This is a genomic window from Corynebacterium bovis DSM 20582 = CIP 54.80 (assembly GCF_030408615.1).
GTDB classification, from domain to species: domain Bacteria; phylum Actinomycetota; class Actinomycetes; order Mycobacteriales; family Mycobacteriaceae; genus Corynebacterium; species Corynebacterium bovis.
On record NZ_CP047187.1, the window covers coordinates 996,069 to 1,010,971 of the forward strand.

A 14,903-nucleotide genomic window follows, 5' to 3' on the forward strand; every position below is an offset into this window, starting at 1 on the left:
CCGTCGCGGCCGCGGTGCGCGCCGCCGCGCGGGCGTTCGCGGCGGCGGGGATCGACTCCGCCGCCGTCGAGGCCCGGCTGCTCATGTCCTACGCCCTCGCGGCCGCCGCGGGTCCGGGGGAACCGGCCGCCGCGGGTCCGGGGGAGGGGACCGTGCCGGTCGGGAGGGGGGCGCCGGCCGCGCCGCTCGTCCCGGTGGGGATGTCCGACGTCGTCCTGCGCGGTGACGACCCCGTCCCGGGGTGCTGGGGTGACTGGGTGGCCCGCCGGGTCGGCCGGGAACCGCTCCAGCACATCGTGGGCTCGGCGCCGTTCTGCGGCGTCGACCTCGCGGTGGGGCCGGGCGTGTTCGTCCCGCGCCCCGAGACCGAGCTCCTCGTGGCGTGGGCGGTCGAGCGCGTCGCCGCGCTGCTGCGCGACGGGCGCCGCCCGGTGCGGGTCCTCGACCTGTGCTCGGGGCCGGGCACGATCGCCCTCGGGCTCGCGCACCTGCTCGGTGACGTGGTGAGCGCTACCGGCGGCGGTGTCGGCGGTGTCGGCCGTGACGTGGTGGACGCTGCCGGCGCTGACCGCGGTGCCGGCGCTGACCGGGGTGCCGGCCGCGACGGGGCGACGACCGCCCCGGCCGTCGAGATCACGGGCCTCGAGCTCTCCGCGACGGCGGTGCGCCTCGCCGAGGCGTCCCACGCCGCGCTGCGCGAGCGGGCGCTCGTCCCCGCCGGCGTGACCGTCTCCTTCACCCGCGCCGACCTGCGGGAGCGCGGCGTCGTCCCCGGTCTGGGCCTCGCGGGGACCGCGGACGTCGTGCTCTCGAACCCGCCGTACGTCCCGTCCGGCACCCCCGTCTCACCCGAGGTGCGGGCCGACCCGCCCGAGGCGGTCTTCGCGGGTGCGGACGGGATGGCCTTCCTGCCGACGCTCCTCGACGCCGCCCTCACCGCCGCCGCCCCGGGCGCGTGGATCGCCGTCGAACACGACGACGCCACCGGCCCCCGCACCGCCGCGGCGCTCGCGGAGGCGGGCGTCGAGGGTGTCCGCGGTCACACCGACCTCGCGGGCCGGGACCGCTTCGTCACCGGTCGGGTGGGGACGGGCGCCCGGGGGCTAGAGTGAACCGAGACAGAAGGGAGACCTCTCCATGACCCGGATCCACGACTGCTCCACGGCGGACGGACGCAGCGCCGGCCTGGCCGCCGCGACGGAGGCGGTGAGGACCGGTCGGCTCGTCGTCCTGCCCACGGACACCGTGTACGGCCTCGGCTGCGACGCCTTCGACACGGACGCCGTCAACGCGCTCCTGCGGGCGAAGAACCGGGGGCCGGACATGCCGGTCCCGGTGCTCGTCGGCTCCTGGACGACCATCGAGGGGCTCGTGCGCGAGTACACCTACACGATGCGGACGCTCGTCGAGGCCTTCTGGCCCGGCGGGGTGTCCCTCGTCGTCCACGAGGCCCCGAGCCTGCCGTGGAACCTCGGGGACACCCGGGGGACCGTGATGCTCCGGATGCCCGCCCACCCCGTCGCCGTCGACCTGCTCCGCGAGACCGGACCGATGGCCGTGAGCTCCGCGAACGTCTCCGGGCACCCGCCGGCGACGACGGCGCAGGAGGCGGTCGACCAGCTCGGCGAGGACGTCGCGGTGTACCTCGACGGCGGCGACGGCACCGTCGGGACCGCGTCGACGATCATCGACGTGTCCCGGGACCGGCCGCGGGTGCTCCGCGAGGGGGCCGTGCCGGCCGGGCGCGTCGCCGAGGTGCTCGGGATGACGCCTGAGGAGCTGCGGGGGGACGTGTGATCCTCGCCGTCGCTGACTCACTCGGCGCGGGGGTGCCGGTCCGGGAGCTCGCGCTCGTCCTCCTCGTCGCGTGCGTCGTGACGTACCTGACGACGGGACCGGTGCGCACGTTCGTCGTCCGGTACGGGCCGCTCGCCGCGCCGCGGGAACGCGACGTCCACCGGGTCCCGACGCCCCGGCTGGGCGGGGTGGCGATGCTCCTCGGGTGCATGGCCGCGGTCCTCACCGCGTCCCAGCTCCCCGCGCTCAACCGCGGCTTCCCCCCGGTCACCCCGGACATGCTCGCCGTCGTCGTCGCCGCCCTCGTCATCGCCGCCGTGGGGGTGCTCGACGACCTCTACGACATCTCGTGGGTGCTGAAGCTCGGCGGCCAGGTCGTCGGGGCGGTGGTCATGAGCCTCATGGGCGTGTCCTGGTACCTGCTCTACCTGCCGGTCGGGGACGGGACGACGCTCGTCCTCGACGAGCTGCAGTCCACCGTCATCACGGCGGTCATCACGGTCGCGGTCATCAACGCGATGAACTTCGTCGACGGGCTCGACGGCCTCGCCGCGGGGCTCGGGGCGATCGCCGGGGGGACGATCCTCGTGTACTCGCTGACGATCCTCCACGACCAGGGCGGGACGGTGAGCGCCTACCCGCCGGCGATGATCTCGGCGGTGCTCGTCGGGGTGTGCGTCGGGTTCCTGCCGCACAACTTCGCGCCGGCCCGGATCTTCATGGGCGACAGCGGGTCCATGCTCATCGGGCTGCTGCTCTCGGCGGCGTGCGTGTCGACGTCGGGGCGGATCAACATGTCCCTGTTCGGCCCCGCCGACGCCTTCGCGCTGCTCTCGCCGCTGTTCGTCGTCGCCGCCGCGCTGTTCATCCCGATGCTCGACCTGCTTCTCGCGGTCGTCCGGCGCGTGAGCGCGGGCAAGAGCCCGTTCGCCCCGGACAAGCAGCACCTGCACCACCGCCTGCTGCGGATCGGGCACGGCCAGCGCCAGGTGGTGCTCATCCTGTACATGTGGGTCGCCGTCGTCGCGTTCGGCGCGGTCGGGTCGACGGTCCTCCCGCCCGACCTCACCGCCGTGGCCTTCGGCGTGGCGATCCTCCTCGCCGTCGTCGTCACGGGGGTGCCGCTGCACCGGGCGCGGGTCGCGCGGGCGCGGACGGACCGGGGCGGCCGGGGCACCGGTGAGGGAAGCCCGGCGGGGGCGGGGACACGCCGACCGGGTGGGGGAGACGACGCCACCGCCGGCTAGGCTGGCGGCGTGACTTCGACGAACGCGAACGACAATCCCGGGTCCGACGCCGAGGGGGCCGTCGACCCGGCGACCGTGGCCTCCCCACGCACCGCGGCGGCCGACCTGCCCCCGGTCAACGAGGGGACGGCGGACCTGTCCGACCACCGGCGGCCGCTCGTCCGGGCCGCCCGGTTCGGTGCACTCGCGCTGGCGGTCATCACGGTGGTGTCCCTCATCGGGTGGGGGGTGGCCCGGGGGATGCCGGGGGTCTGGGGCGTGGTCGTCGGCGCCGTCATCGGCGGTGGTTTCGTCCTCGTGACCGTGGGGGTGACCCTGGCGACCTCGCGGACGGACGCGACGACGACGATGACCGTGATGATGGGGTCCTGGCTCGTGAAGATCGTCGTGCTCCTCATCGTCCTCGGCGTGCTGCGGTCGATGGACTTCTACGACAAGGCCGCGTTCGTGACGACGCTGCTGCTGGCGATGGTCGCGACCCTCGGCACGGAGACGGCCGGGGTCGTGACGACCCGGACGACGTCCGTCGGCCGGTGACCGACCCTCGCCCCGGTCGGTGACCGACCCGCACCCCGGGTGTCCCGGCCGCCCGGATGCGGTCCCCCCGGCGGAGCGGGACCCGCCGAAAGCCCCCCATGAGGGGGCATTTTTCATTCATGCTGTCCCTCCCGATGCAGTTCATGGGGGTGAGTGCCTGAACGAGGGTCACGGGTGGCGGAACCCCCCGTGTTCCGCTTCGCTCCCCAGGCCCGCGACCTGCTAATGTCTACCGCGGGTAATCATGCCTCCCCTGTGTGGCCCTCATCCGGGGGTCCCGGTTGCCGGGACCTGACGGGTGCGACCTGCGCGACATGCGTGTGCTGCGCACCACGTGCACCATGTCTCACGCGCCCGACCTGTCGGGTGCGGCCGGTGCGTCCGGGTCAGCGGGGGAGTGTGGTTAGTCTCCCCCCGCCGTGTGGATGTGCGACGGAGTCCACGGTGGCGGGATACCTCTCAATGACGACCTCCATCGCACCGCGTGACGCCTAGATCATGCGGCCCAATCACGGGAGAGAACGCTGAGCGTTACAACCTTGGCCATGAAGGGCGAGTTCCACGCGCCCGAATTGGGACCTGAATTTTTCCCGGGGCAAACGAATCCCAGCCATCTGTGGTTCAGCGACTTCGCCGGCGGCGCATTCGCTCTGGACCGGCTGATGCTGGTGCGGCTTCTTCTCGTTGTCGTCGTGATGGCGTTCTTCGTCGTCGCGATGCGGAGTCCGAAGCTCGTGCCGAGAGGTGCACAGAACGTGGCAGAGATCGCGATCGACTTCGTTCGCGTCCAGATCGCGGAGGAGATCCTGGGGAAGAAGGAGGGTCGCAGGTTTCTCCCGATCCTGGCCGCCATTTTCTTCGTGGTCTTCGCCGGGAACCTGCCGTCGGTCATCCCCGGCCTGAACATCGGCCCGAACGCGAGGATCGGCATGCCGATCGTCCTGGCGGTCGTGGCCTACCTGGCCTTCATCTACGCGGGCGTGAAGCGTTACGGCTTCGGGAAGTACGTCAAGTCTTCCCTCGTGATCCCGAACATCCCGGGACTGCTTCACATCCTCGTGGTGCCGATCGAGTTCTTCTCCACCTTCATCCTCCGGCCCGTCACGCTGGCTATTCGTCTCATGGCGAACATGCTGGCGGGCCACATCATCCTCGTCCTGCTGTTCAGCGCCACGAACTTCTTCTTCTGGCAGATGAACGGCTGGACGCTGGCGGCTGGCGGGACCTTGCTCTTCGCCGTGGCGTTCACACTGTTCGAGCTCCTGGTCATCTTCCTGCAGGCGTACATCTTCGCCCTGCTGACCGCCGTGTACATCGAACTGTCGCTGCACGCCGACGAACACTAACTGCACAACTCATCATGCAACCGGGGGCGGCCCCGCCGCGGGGCGCCCGGTTCCACGAAAGGGAACGGAAAACCAATGAACGAGCTGCTTCTTCTCGCCCAGGACTCCGAGAGCACCCTCAAGGGCCTCGGCACCATCGGCTACGGTCTCGCGGCCATCGGCCCGGGCATCGGCGTCGGCATCGTCGCGGGTAAGACCGCCGAGGCCATGGCCCGGCAGCCCGAGATGGCCGGCCAGCTGCGCACCACGATGTTCCTGGGTATCGCCTTCACCGAGGCCCTCGCCCTCATCGGCCTGGTCGCCGGCTTCCTGTTCTAGGGGTGTGTGGGTGACCGGGTGGCTGGCGCGGCGAAGGCCGTGGCCCCGCACGGGCCCCGGCGGCCACGCCGCCCCGTCAGCTGCGACGGTGCGGACCGCGCCCCGCGGTCCCGGACGGTCCCGACGGTCACCGACGTTCCGAGAAACCACGCACACTAGCGAAAGCTGGAGACTATGACGAACTACCTTGTATTGGCAGCTGAGGAGCTGCCCCTGGAGGATCAGCCGAGTCCGCTGATCCCCGAGCTGTACGATCTCGTCTGGTCCCTCGTCCCGTTCATCATCGTCCTGCTGATCTTCTGGAAGTTCGTTCTTCCGAAGTTCCAGGAGGTGCTGACTCAGCGTGAGGATCAGATCGAGGGTGGCATCCAGCGCGCTGAGGCCGCCCAGGCCGAGGCCAAGGCCGCCCTCGAGAAGTACAACGCCCAGCTCGCCGAGGCCCGCACCGAGGCGGCACAGATCCGTGACGAGGCCCGCTCCCAGGGCCAGCGGATCGTCGCCGACATGAAGGCCCAGGCGTCCGACGAGTCCGCCCGCATCGTCGAGGCCGGTCACAAGCAGCTCGAGGCGCAGCGCGCCTCGGTCGTCGCGGAGCTCCGCAAGGACATGGGCTCGCAGTCCGTCGCCCTCGCGGAGCGCATCCTCGGCGCCCAGCTGTCGGACGACGTCACGCGGTCGGGCACCATCGACAGCTTCCTCGCTGACCTCGACAGCGTCGGCACCGGGAAGAAGTGAGGCGTATGCACGCAGCGAGCCGAGACGCACTGGACCAGCTCACCCGGGCCCTCGACAGCGGCCTGGAGGGCAGCGGCGACACCGTCGCCACCGGACTCACGACGGGATCCGAACTCTTCGAGTTCACCGAGGTCCTCGACCGCGAGCGCAGCCTCCGCAGCGCCCTCGTCGACGCCTCCTTCACACCTGAGCAGCGGAGCGGGATCGTCACCACACTCGTGGGCGGCTCCGTCGCCCCGGCGACGGCGGAGACGCTGAAGTCGGCCGTCTCCCTGACGTGGTCGACCTCCCGTGACCTGCGCACCGGGCTCGTGACGCTGGGCCGTCGCGCCCTGCTGCGTGCCGCTCAGGCCCAGGGGCAGCTCGACCGGGTGCAGGACGAACTGTTCCGCCTGGCCCGTATCATCGACGGTGAGCCGCAGCTCGAGCTGCTGCTGGCCGACCGGTCGGCGTCCCCGGACGCCCGCCGGGACCTGCTTGCGAAGGTCGTGTACGGAAAGATCACGGCCGTCACCGAGGCGCTCGCGCTGCAGGTGATCGGTCGCCCGCAGCACCGGCCGGTGGAGGACCTCGACGCGCTCTGCGACGAGGCCGCCGCCCTGACCGGGAACGACGTCGCCCGCGTGCGGTCCGCAGCGGAACTGAACGAACAGCAGCGATCGTCCCTGGCGGCGAAGCTGGAGACGATCTACGGTCACCCGATCACCGTCCACACCGAGGTTGACTCCAGCCTCCTCGGTGGCGCGGTGATCCGCGTCGGCGACGAGGTGATCGACGGCAGCACGGCAGGACGGCTGGACCGGCTCCGTCGGTCCCTCGCCTGAGCCGGTCACCGACCGAACCCATTCATGTAATGCTGGAAGACGATACCGAGAGCAGGAACAACATGGCGGAGCTCACGATCTCCTCCGACGAGATCCGTAGCGCGATTGCGAACTACACCTCGAGCTACTCACCGGAGGCCTCCCGCGAGGAGGTCGGCGTGGTGACGATGGCCGCGGACGGCATTGCCCAGGTCAGCGGCATGCCCTCCGTGATGACCAACGAGCTGCTCGAGTTCCCCGGCGGCGTCATCGGCGTCGCACAGAACCTCGACACCGACACGATCGGCGTCGTGGTCCTGGGCAACTACGAGACCCTCAGCGAGGGCGACGAGGTCAAGCGGACCGGCGAGGTTCTTTCCATTCCGGTCGGGGACGACTTCCTCGGCCGGGTCATCAACCCCCTGGGCCAGCCCATCGACGGCCTGGGCGACATCCAGTCCGAGCAGGAGCGTGTCCTCGAGCTGCAGGCCCCGTCCGTGCTGATGCGTCAGCCGGTCGAGGAGCCGCTCCAGACGGGCATCAAGGCCATCGACGCCATGACCCCCATCGGTCGTGGTCAGCGCCAGCTCATCATCGGCGACCGCAAGACGGGTAAGACGTCCGTCTGCATCGACACCATCCTCAACCAGCGTGCGAACTGGGAGTCCGGCGACCCGACGAAGCAGGTCCGCTGCATCTACGTCGCCATCGGTCAGAAGGGTTCGACGATCGCGTCGGTCCGGAAGACCCTCGAGGACAACGGCGCCCTGGACTACACGACCATCGTCGCCGCCCCGGCGTCCGACTCCGCGGGCTTCAAGTGGCTCGCCCCCTTCGCGGGCGCGGCCCTCGGCCAGCACTGGATGTACCAGGGCAAGCACGTCCTCATCATCTTCGACGACCTCACGAAGCAGGCCGAGGCCTACCGTGCGATCTCCCTGCTGCTGCGTCGTCCGCCGGGACGCGAGGCCTACCCCGGTGACGTCTTCTACCTGCACTCCCGTCTCCTCGAGCGTGCGGCGAAGCTCAACGACGAGCTGGGCGGCGGCTCGATGACGGCCCTGCCGATCATCGAGACCAAGGCGAACGACGTGTCGGCGTTCATCCCGACCAACGTCATCTCCATCACCGACGGCCAGGTGTTCCTCGAGTCGGACCTCTTCAACCAGGGTGTCCGGCCCGCCATCAACGTCGGTATCTCCGTCTCCCGTGTCGGTGGTGCCGCGCAGACCAAGGGCATGAAGAAGGTCGCCGGTAACCTGCGTCTCGACCTCGCGGCGTACCGCGACCTCGAGGGCTTCGCCGCGATGGCCTCCGACCTCGACGACGCCTCCAAGGCCCAGCTCGAGCGCGGCCAGCGCCTCGTCGAGCTGCTCAAGCAGACCGAGACGCACCCGCAGTCCGTCGAGGACCAGATGGTCTCCATCTGGCTCGCCGGCGAGGGCGAATTCGACTCCGTTCCCGTCGAGGACGTCCGTCGCTTCGAGGCCGAGCTCCTCGAGGACCTGCACGCCAACCAGGCCGGTGTCTACGAGCAGATCCAGGGCGGCCAGCCGTTCAGCGACGAGTCGAAGGCGACCCTGAAGTCCGCCGTCGACTCCTTCAAGCGCGCCTTCCGGACGACCGACGGAACCCCGGTCATCAACGAGCCCACCCCCGGTGACCTCGACGAGGACCAGGTCCGGCAGTCCCAGATCACGGTCTCCCGCACGACGAGCAGCAAGTAGTTGCGGGGACGGTGCAACGTGACCACTAACGGACAGGAAGGGAGGCGGTAGCGCATGGCCAGTCTTCGCGAACTGCGGACACGCATCAAGTCGGTCCAGTCGACCAAGAAGATCACCAAGGCCCAGGAGCTCATCGCCACCTCGAGGATCACCAGGGCGCAGGAACGTGTCCAGGCGTCTCAGCCGTACGCGACCGAGATCACCAAGGTGATCCAGCGGCTGGCGTCGGCGAGCAGCATGGACCACCCGATGCTCGCCGAGCAGCGCTCGGGGCAGCGGGCGGCGATCCTGGTCATCTCGAGTGACCGTGGCATGTGCGGCGGGTACAACAACAACGTCTTCAAGCGCACGGCCGAACTCCGGCACGCGCTGGAGGCCGAGGGCAAGGACGTCGTGCTCTACGCCTGCGGGCGTAAGGCGCAGTCCTACTTCGCGTTCCGCGGCGACGAGATCGCCGGGGCGTGGAGCGGGTTCTCCGAGCAGCCGGAGTACGCCCTCACGAATGACATGCGGCGCCACCTCGTCGAGGCCTTCGAGGCCGGCGACGAGGGCACGGTCGCATGGCGCGACGGTCTGACGGCGCCCGAGGGCACCGCGGTCCGGGGCTTCAGCGAACTGCACGTGGTCTACACGGAGTTCGTCTCGATGCTCAGCCAGGTCGCCCTCGCGCACCAGATGCTGCCGATCGAGCCGGTCGTCGAGGAGGAGCACATCACCCTCGGCGAAGACATGCTCTCCAACGGGCCGGACGCGATCCGGGCCGAGGTCGAGTTCGAGCCGGACGCGGACACCCTGCTGGCGGCCCTGCTGCCGCAGTACGTGTCGCGCGGAATCTACGCGGCGCTGCTCGAGGCGGCGGCCTCGGAGTCGGCGGCCCGCCGGAACGCGATGAGCGCGGCGACGGACAACGCCTCGGACATGGTCAAGGAGCTGTCGCGGGTGGCCAACCAGGCCCGCCAGGCGCAGATCACCCAGGAAATCACAGAGATCGTCGGCGGCGCGAGCGCGCTCGGCGACACCGGAGAGAGTGACTAATCTATGACTACTGCAACGAAGGTGCAGCGCGACGGCGCCGCATCGACCGCTGCCGGCCGTGTGGTCCGCATCATCGGCCCGGTCGTCGACGTGGAGTTCCCGCGCGGCGAGATGCCGGCACTGTACAACGCGCTCACGGTGGAGGTGACCCTGGAGGCCGTCGCGAAGACGATCACCCTCGAGGTCGCGCAGCACCTGGGCGACAACATCGTCCGCGCCGTCTCGATGGCCCCGACCGACGGACTCGTCCGTGGCGCCGAGGTCACCGACACCGGCCGTCCGATCTCCGTCCCGGTCGGCGACGTCGTCAAGGGCCACGTCTTCAACGCCCTCGGTGACTGCATCGACGACGAGTCCCTCAACGGCAACGACGAGATCGAGCGGTGGGGCATCCACCGCGACCCGCCGCCGTTCGACCAGCTCGAGGGCAAGACCGAGATCCTCGAGACGGGCATCAAGGTCATCGACCTGCTCACCCCGTACGTCAAGGGCGGCAAGATCGGCCTGTTCGGTGGCGCCGGCGTCGGCAAGACCGTTCTCATCCAGGAGATGATCACCCGTATCGCCCGCGAGTTCTCCGGCACGTCCGTCTTCGCGGGCGTCGGTGAGCGCACCCGTGAGGGTACGGACCTCTTCCTCGAGATGGAGGAGATGGGCGTTCTCCAGGACACGGCCCTCGTCTTCGGCCAGATGGACGAGCCGCCGGGAGTCCGTATGCGCGTGGCGCTGTCCGGTCTGACGATGGCGGAGTACTTCCGCGACGTCCAGAACCAGGACGTGCTGCTGTTCATCGACAACATCTTCCGCTTCTCGCAGGCGGGTTCCGAGGTCTCGACGCTGCTCGGGCGCATGCCCTCCGCGGTGGGCTACCAGCCGACCCTCGCCGACGAGATGGGTGTGCTCCAGGAGCGCATCACCTCGACCAAGGGCCGGTCCATCACGTCGCTGCAGGCCGTCTACGTGCCCGCCGACGACTACACGGACCCGGCCCCGGCGACGACGTTCGCCCACCTCGACGCCACGACGGAGCTCAACCGTTCCATCGCGTCGAAGGGCATCTACCCGGCCGTGGACCCGCTGACCTCGACGTCGCGGATCCTCGAGCCCGGCATCGTCGGTGACCACCACTACGCGGTCGCGCAGCGCGTGATCAACATCCTCCAGAAGAACAAGGAGCTCCAGGACATCATCGCGATCCTGGGTATGGACGAGCTCTCCGAGGAGGACAAGATCACCGTCCAGCGCGCCCGCCGCCTGGAGCGCTTCCTGGGCCAGAACTTCTTCGTCGCGGAGAAGTTCACGGGTCTGCCCGGCTCGTACGTCCCGCTGAAGGACACGATCGACGCCTTCGAGCGGATCTGCAACGGCGAGTACGACAGCTACCCGGAGCAGTGCTTCAACGGTCTCGGCGGTCTCGACGACGTCGAGGCGGCCTACAAGAAGCTCAACGAGAAGTAAGGGGCCGGACACATGGCTGAGATTGCCGCTGAACTGGTCGCGGTGGAGCGCGAACTGTGGTCCGGTCGGGCCACGTCCGTGACCGCCGAGACGACCGAGGGCGAGATCGGCGTGCTCCCCGGTCACGAGCCGCTGCTGGGCCAGCTGGTGCCCAACGGTGTCGTCGTCATCCGGACCGTCGAGGGCGAGCGGCTCGTCGCCGCCGTCCAGGGCGGGTTCCTGTCCGTCGCGGCGGACAAGATCACGGTCCTCGCGGACTCCGCCGTCTGGGCCCACGAGGTCGACTCGGCCGACGCGGAGGCCCGCGCCCGGGAGACCGGGACCGCGGACGGTGACCGCGCGATGTCCGAGCTCCGCGCCGTCCGGCGCCTCAACGACCGGTAGCCCCGTTCGTCCCGCCCGACGTCCGTCGGGCACGCGGGCCAGGCCCCGACCCTCGTGGTCGGGGCCTTCCTGTGTCTGCGGGGGGTGCAGGGGCGGGGCTGGTCCCGGGGAGGAGGTGCGCGGGGCAATGCGAGGGGAGGTGGGAGCGGTCCGCTGGGCAGCTGCGGGTGTGGCGCGGGGCCGGTCCCGGGGAGGTGCACGGGGCCGGCGCGAGGGGAGGCGCGGGGCAATGCGAGGGGAGGCGGGAGCGGTCCCCTGGGAAGGTGCGGGGGCGGCGCACGGGGGCACCGGGGGTCCGGCCCGGTCGGAGGTGCGGAATGTTTGGTTCGACGCGGACGCGGCCGGTAGTGTCTGAGAGAAGCCTCACGTGCCGGTGTGACGGACCGGCACGGGCCCTCGGAGAAGGGACGCCTGGATGCAGTATCTCGTGATCGTCCCCGCCGCGATTGTCATGGCGGCGGCGGTACTCGCGGTGTGGCGCTTCGCCACGGTCCGGAGCAGGGGCATCCCTGTGGTCATCCGCTCACTCCCCAACCCCGCGGCGCGTCACTGGCGCCACGGGGTCCTCATGTATTCGGGGACCTGTGCGAAGGTCTTTAAGTTGCGCTCGCTCCGCCCCGAGTCGGACATCATCCTCACCCGGCTGGGCACGGTCATCACCTCCCGGCGCCCCGTCTCGGCCGAGGAGCGCCACTTCCTCGAGGCGGACCTGCACGTCGTCCGCATCGCCCACCGGGGCCGGGAGTTCGAGGTCGCCCTCGACGACCGGGGGGACACCGCGCTGGTGTCCTGGCTGGAGTCCGGCCCGTCGGTCCGCCAGGAACGCCGCGGTGTCGCGGCCGGCCGCCGGCGCTGAGCCGCGCCCGGACGACAGCCCCGCCCCGCCGGGCCGCCGGCGCTGAGCCGCCGCCGGGGGCCGCGGGGACCGGTGATACCCTGTGGCGCATGCGTCTGGTGATCGCCCGCTGCAGCGTGGACTACGTCGGCCGACTGGAGGCCCACCTCCCGGAGGCGGACCGCCTCATCATGGTCAAGGCCGACGGCTCGGTGAGCGTCCACGCCGACGACCGCGCGTACAAGCCCCTGAACTGGATGACGCCGCCGTGCACGTTCACGGAGGAGTCCGTCGAGCCCGTCGACCCGGCCGGCCCCGGGGAGGAGGCCGGCTCCGCAGAGGGTGCGCCCGCCGCCGACCGGTCCGGCACCGCCGGCGGCCCCGGTGACGCCGGTGCCGGCGCCGGCCCGGACCCCGCGTCGGACCCGGAGGCGGTGGCCCGCCCGGAGATGCTCTGGACGGTCCGCAACCCCAAGGGGGAGGAGCTGCGCATCAGCGTGTACGAGGTGCACTCGGACACGAGTTTCGACCTCGGTGTCGACCCGGGGCTGGTGAAGGACGGCGTCGAGGCGCACCTCCAGGAGCTCCTCGCGGAGCAGATCGAGCTGCTCGGGGAGGGGTACACCCTCGTGCGTCGCGAGTTCCCGACGGCCATCGGGCCCGTCGACATCCTCTCGCGTGACGCCGCGGGACGCACCGTCGCCGTGGAGATCAAGCGGCGCGCGGGCATCGACGGCGTGGAGCAGCTCACGCGCTACGTCGAACTCCTCAACCGGGACGAGCTCCTGGCCCCCGTCGAGGGGGTGCTGGCGGCCCAGGAGATCCGGCCCCAGGCCCGGACGCTCGCCGAGGACCGCGGGCTGCGGTGCCTCACCCTCGACTACGCGGCCATGCGGGGCACCGAGTCCCCGGAACTGCGACTGTTCTGAGCGGCGGACCGGTCCGATGCCCCGCCGTCACCTTCGTCAGCCGCCCCGCACCCGGTCCGGGACGCCCCCGCGGGACCTGCCCCGGGACGGGGCGGTGTTCTTCGGGACGCAGCGCGTCCGGGGGCCCGGGTGGGCGGCGGGCGAGGAGTACCTCATGCGCCGCATGGGGGCGTCCTCGGCGCAGAAGTTCTACGTCTGTCCCGGGTGCCACCAGAACATCCCGCCCGGGGTCGCGCACGTCGTCGCCTGGCCGGACACGAGCCGTGGGGCGGAGGACCGGCGGCACTGGCACACCGGGTGCTGGGAACGACGGTGACGTCCGCGCCGGTCACGGTCGCCGGGTGCCGGAACCGGTCGGCGGGTACCGGGAACGACGGTGACGTCCGCGCCGGTCGCGGTCGCCGGGTGCCGGGGACGCCCGCGCGCTGCCGCGGTACTGTGGCGGCATGATCGTCGCGTTCTCCGTCGCCCCCACCGAAACCCCCGACGCCCGCGCCGAGATGGCCGAGGCCGTCTCGGAGGCCGTGCGGGTCGTCCGCGCCTCCGGCCTCCCGCACGAGACGAACGCCATGTTCACCCTCGTCGAGGGGGAGTGGGACGAGGTCATGGACGTCGTCCGCCGGGCGACCGAGGCCGTCGTCGCGGTGTCCCCGCGGGTGAGCCTCGTGCTCAAGGCGGACATCCGCCCGGGGGTCACCGGCCAGCTGCGGGGGAAGGTCGAGGCGGTCGACCGGATCCTCGGACCGGACACCGGCGCGACCGGCGGGCGGCCGGGTGACGGCGACCACTAGGATGGCCGCATGACGTCACCCCAGCAGAATCCCCGGTCCGCCCAGCAGCCCAGTGCACCCCCGCGCTTCGTCGCCGGGGCCGTCGACCTCGGCGACGTGAAGCGGCGCGCCGAGGCCCGGGAGTCCGCCGCCGCGCCCGGCGGTGTCGCGCGGTCCGCGGCCGTCACGGTGGAGTCCTTCGAGCAGGATCTCGTCGTCCGCTCCACGCAGGTGCCCGTCGTCCTCCTCATCGGGTCCGGGCGGTCGCCGGAGTCGGAGGAGATGCGCGCGGAGTTCAGCCGGCTCGTCGAGCAGCCGGAGCACCCGACGTGGTTGTTCCGCCACGTCGACGTCGACACGAGCCCCGAGATCGCCCAGGCGCTGCGGGTGCAGGCCGTGCCGACGGTCCTCGCGCTCGCCGCGGGGCGGCCGATGACGAGCTTCGAGGGCGGGCAGCCCGCGGAGCAGCTCGCGCAGTGGGTGGAGGCCGTCGTCCAGGCCACCGAGGGCAAGCTCGAGGGGCTGCCGGAGGGGGCCGGAGGGGACGACGCCGCCACCGGGGGATCCGACGACCCCCGTGTCACCGCGGCCGAGGACCTCATGGAGACCGGGGACTACGCCGGGGCCGTCGCCGCGTACGACCGGATCCTCGCGGAGGAGCCGGACAACACCGAGGCCCGGGCCGCGCGGGCGACGGCGGAGCTCATGCGCCGCACGGAGGCCGGGGACGCGGACGAGGTCGACCAGCTCATCCTCGCCGGCCGGAAGGCCGAGGGGTTCGACGTGCTCGTCGGCCGGATCCGCTCCGGGGAGGACCGCGACGGGGCGAAGGCACGGTTGCTGGAGCTCTTCGGCCTGTTCGACCCCGCGGACCCGGACGTCATCGAGGCGCGGACGAAGATGGCCAGCGCGCTGTTCTGAGCGCCCACCGGCGCGTCCGCCGCGCCCGGCCGTGGACCCGTCCGGGCCCGGCCGCCACGGG

The 14,903-nt window shown here is 71.2% G+C and carries 17 protein-coding genes; all 17 read left to right on the forward strand.

What is annotated here, in order from left to right; translation table 11 throughout:
* Window positions 1-14 precede the first annotated feature (14 nt).
* Window positions 15-1,112, forward strand: coding sequence for a N5-glutamine methyltransferase family protein (locus CBOVI_RS03925; protein ID WP_125186564.1), 1,098 nt, complete (start codon window positions 15-17; stop codon window positions 1,110-1,112).
* A 25-nt stretch (window positions 1,113-1,137) separates the two neighbouring features.
* Window positions 1,138-1,797, forward strand: a complete 660-nt coding sequence (locus CBOVI_RS03930) for an L-threonylcarbamoyladenylate synthase (protein ID WP_010267194.1) — start codon at window positions 1,138-1,140, stop codon at window positions 1,795-1,797.
* Window positions 1,794-3,044, forward strand: coding sequence for an MraY family glycosyltransferase (locus CBOVI_RS03935; RefSeq protein WP_010267192.1), 1,251 nt, complete (start codon window positions 1,794-1,796; stop codon window positions 3,042-3,044). The genes CBOVI_RS03930 and CBOVI_RS03935 overlap by 4 nt, the downstream gene beginning before the upstream one ends.
* Window positions 3,045-3,149: 105 nt before the next feature.
* Complete coding sequence (locus CBOVI_RS03940; protein WP_050798214.1) at window positions 3,150-3,581, forward strand: Cg1360 family ATP-synthase-associated protein; 432 nt, start codon at window positions 3,150-3,152, stop codon at window positions 3,579-3,581.
* 545 nt (window positions 3,582-4,126) lie between these two features.
* Window positions 4,127-4,927 (forward strand): F0F1 ATP synthase subunit A, encoded by an 801-nt coding sequence (gene atpB, locus CBOVI_RS03945; RefSeq protein WP_010267185.1) that lies wholly within the window; start codon window positions 4,127-4,129, stop codon window positions 4,925-4,927.
* Window positions 4,928-5,002: 75 nt separating this feature from the next.
* Window positions 5,003-5,245, forward strand: coding sequence for an ATP synthase F0 subunit C (locus tag CBOVI_RS03950; RefSeq protein ID WP_010267183.1), 243 nt, complete (start codon window positions 5,003-5,005; stop codon window positions 5,243-5,245).
* Window positions 5,246-5,419: 174 nt separating this feature from the next.
* Complete coding sequence (locus CBOVI_RS03955) at window positions 5,420-5,980, forward strand: F0F1 ATP synthase subunit B (protein ID WP_029157800.1); 561 nt, start codon at window positions 5,420-5,422, stop codon at window positions 5,978-5,980.
* A 5-nt stretch (window positions 5,981-5,985) separates the two neighbouring features.
* Window positions 5,986-6,804: a F0F1 ATP synthase subunit delta gene (locus CBOVI_RS03960; RefSeq protein WP_010267178.1), complete on the forward strand. Its 819-nt coding sequence runs from the start codon at window positions 5,986-5,988 to the stop codon at window positions 6,802-6,804.
* 62 nt (window positions 6,805-6,866) lie between these two features.
* Window positions 6,867-8,510: a F0F1 ATP synthase subunit alpha gene (gene atpA, locus CBOVI_RS03965; protein ID WP_010267177.1), complete on the forward strand. Its 1,644-nt coding sequence runs from the start codon at window positions 6,867-6,869 to the stop codon at window positions 8,508-8,510.
* 54 nt (window positions 8,511-8,564) lie between these two features.
* Complete coding sequence (locus tag CBOVI_RS03970) at window positions 8,565-9,545, forward strand: F0F1 ATP synthase subunit gamma (protein ID WP_010267176.1); 981 nt, start codon at window positions 8,565-8,567, stop codon at window positions 9,543-9,545.
* A gap of 3 nt (window positions 9,546-9,548) precedes the next feature.
* Complete coding sequence (gene atpD, locus CBOVI_RS03975; RefSeq protein WP_010267175.1) at window positions 9,549-11,003, forward strand: F0F1 ATP synthase subunit beta; 1,455 nt, start codon at window positions 9,549-9,551, stop codon at window positions 11,001-11,003.
* A gap of 12 nt (window positions 11,004-11,015) precedes the next feature.
* Window positions 11,016-11,387, forward strand: coding sequence for a F0F1 ATP synthase subunit epsilon (locus tag CBOVI_RS03980; RefSeq protein WP_010267173.1), 372 nt, complete (start codon window positions 11,016-11,018; stop codon window positions 11,385-11,387).
* A gap of 415 nt (window positions 11,388-11,802) precedes the next feature.
* The gene (locus CBOVI_RS03985) at window positions 11,803-12,243 is read left to right on the forward strand and encodes a DUF2550 domain-containing protein (RefSeq protein WP_029157799.1); all 441 of its coding nucleotides are present in this window, start codon (window positions 11,803-11,805) and stop codon (window positions 12,241-12,243) included.
* 89 nt (window positions 12,244-12,332) lie between these two features.
* A complete protein-coding gene (gene nucS, locus CBOVI_RS03990; RefSeq protein WP_125185767.1) occupies window positions 12,333-13,151 on the forward strand; it encodes an endonuclease NucS in 819 nt (272 codons plus the stop codon).
* Window positions 13,152-13,167: 16 nt separating this feature from the next.
* Window positions 13,168-13,467, forward strand: a complete 300-nt coding sequence (locus CBOVI_RS03995) for an Rv1322 family protein (protein ID WP_010266632.1) — start codon at window positions 13,168-13,170, stop codon at window positions 13,465-13,467.
* A 130-nt stretch (window positions 13,468-13,597) separates the two neighbouring features.
* Window positions 13,598-13,942: a thiamine-binding protein gene (locus CBOVI_RS04000; RefSeq protein WP_010266628.1), complete on the forward strand. Its 345-nt coding sequence runs from the start codon at window positions 13,598-13,600 to the stop codon at window positions 13,940-13,942.
* Window positions 13,943-13,951: 9 nt separating this feature from the next.
* Window positions 13,952-14,842, forward strand: a complete 891-nt coding sequence (locus tag CBOVI_RS04005; protein WP_010266626.1) for a tetratricopeptide repeat protein — start codon at window positions 13,952-13,954, stop codon at window positions 14,840-14,842.
* Window positions 14,843-14,903: the final 61 nt, after the last annotated feature.

Excerpts from the sequence above, each read along its gene's own strand:
- CBOVI_RS03970 (WP_010267176.1), top strand. The coding sequence starts at position 8,565 with ATGGCCAGTCTTCGCGAACTGCGGACACGCATCAAGTCGGTCCAGTCG.
- CBOVI_RS03985 (WP_029157799.1), top strand. The coding sequence starts at position 11,803 with ATGCAGTATCTCGTGATCGTCCCCGCCGCGATTGTCATGGCGGCGGCG.
- CBOVI_RS03995 (WP_010266632.1), top strand. The coding sequence starts at position 13,168 with ATGCCCCGCCGTCACCTTCGTCAGCCGCCCCGCACCCGGTCCGGGACG.
- CBOVI_RS03960 (WP_010267178.1), top strand. The coding sequence starts at position 5,986 with ATGCACGCAGCGAGCCGAGACGCACTGGACCAGCTCACCCGGGCCCTC.
- CBOVI_RS04000 (WP_010266628.1), top strand. The coding sequence starts at position 13,598 with ATGATCGTCGCGTTCTCCGTCGCCCCCACCGAAACCCCCGACGCCCGC.
- atpD (WP_010267175.1), top strand. The coding sequence starts at position 9,549 with ATGACTACTGCAACGAAGGTGCAGCGCGACGGCGCCGCATCGACCGCT.
- CBOVI_RS04005 (WP_010266626.1), top strand. The coding sequence starts at position 13,952 with ATGACGTCACCCCAGCAGAATCCCCGGTCCGCCCAGCAGCCCAGTGCA.
- CBOVI_RS03950 (WP_010267183.1), top strand. The coding sequence starts at position 5,003 with ATGAACGAGCTGCTTCTTCTCGCCCAGGACTCCGAGAGCACCCTCAAG.
- CBOVI_RS03930 (WP_010267194.1), top strand. The coding sequence starts at position 1,138 with ATGACCCGGATCCACGACTGCTCCACGGCGGACGGACGCAGCGCCGGC.
- CBOVI_RS03955 (WP_029157800.1), top strand. The coding sequence starts at position 5,420 with ATGACGAACTACCTTGTATTGGCAGCTGAGGAGCTGCCCCTGGAGGAT.
- nucS (WP_125185767.1), top strand. The coding sequence starts at position 12,333 with ATGCGTCTGGTGATCGCCCGCTGCAGCGTGGACTACGTCGGCCGACTG.
- CBOVI_RS03980 (WP_010267173.1), top strand. The coding sequence starts at position 11,016 with ATGGCTGAGATTGCCGCTGAACTGGTCGCGGTGGAGCGCGAACTGTGG.
- atpA (WP_010267177.1), top strand. The coding sequence starts at position 6,867 with ATGGCGGAGCTCACGATCTCCTCCGACGAGATCCGTAGCGCGATTGCG.
- atpB (WP_010267185.1), top strand. The coding sequence starts at position 4,127 with ATGAAGGGCGAGTTCCACGCGCCCGAATTGGGACCTGAATTTTTCCCG.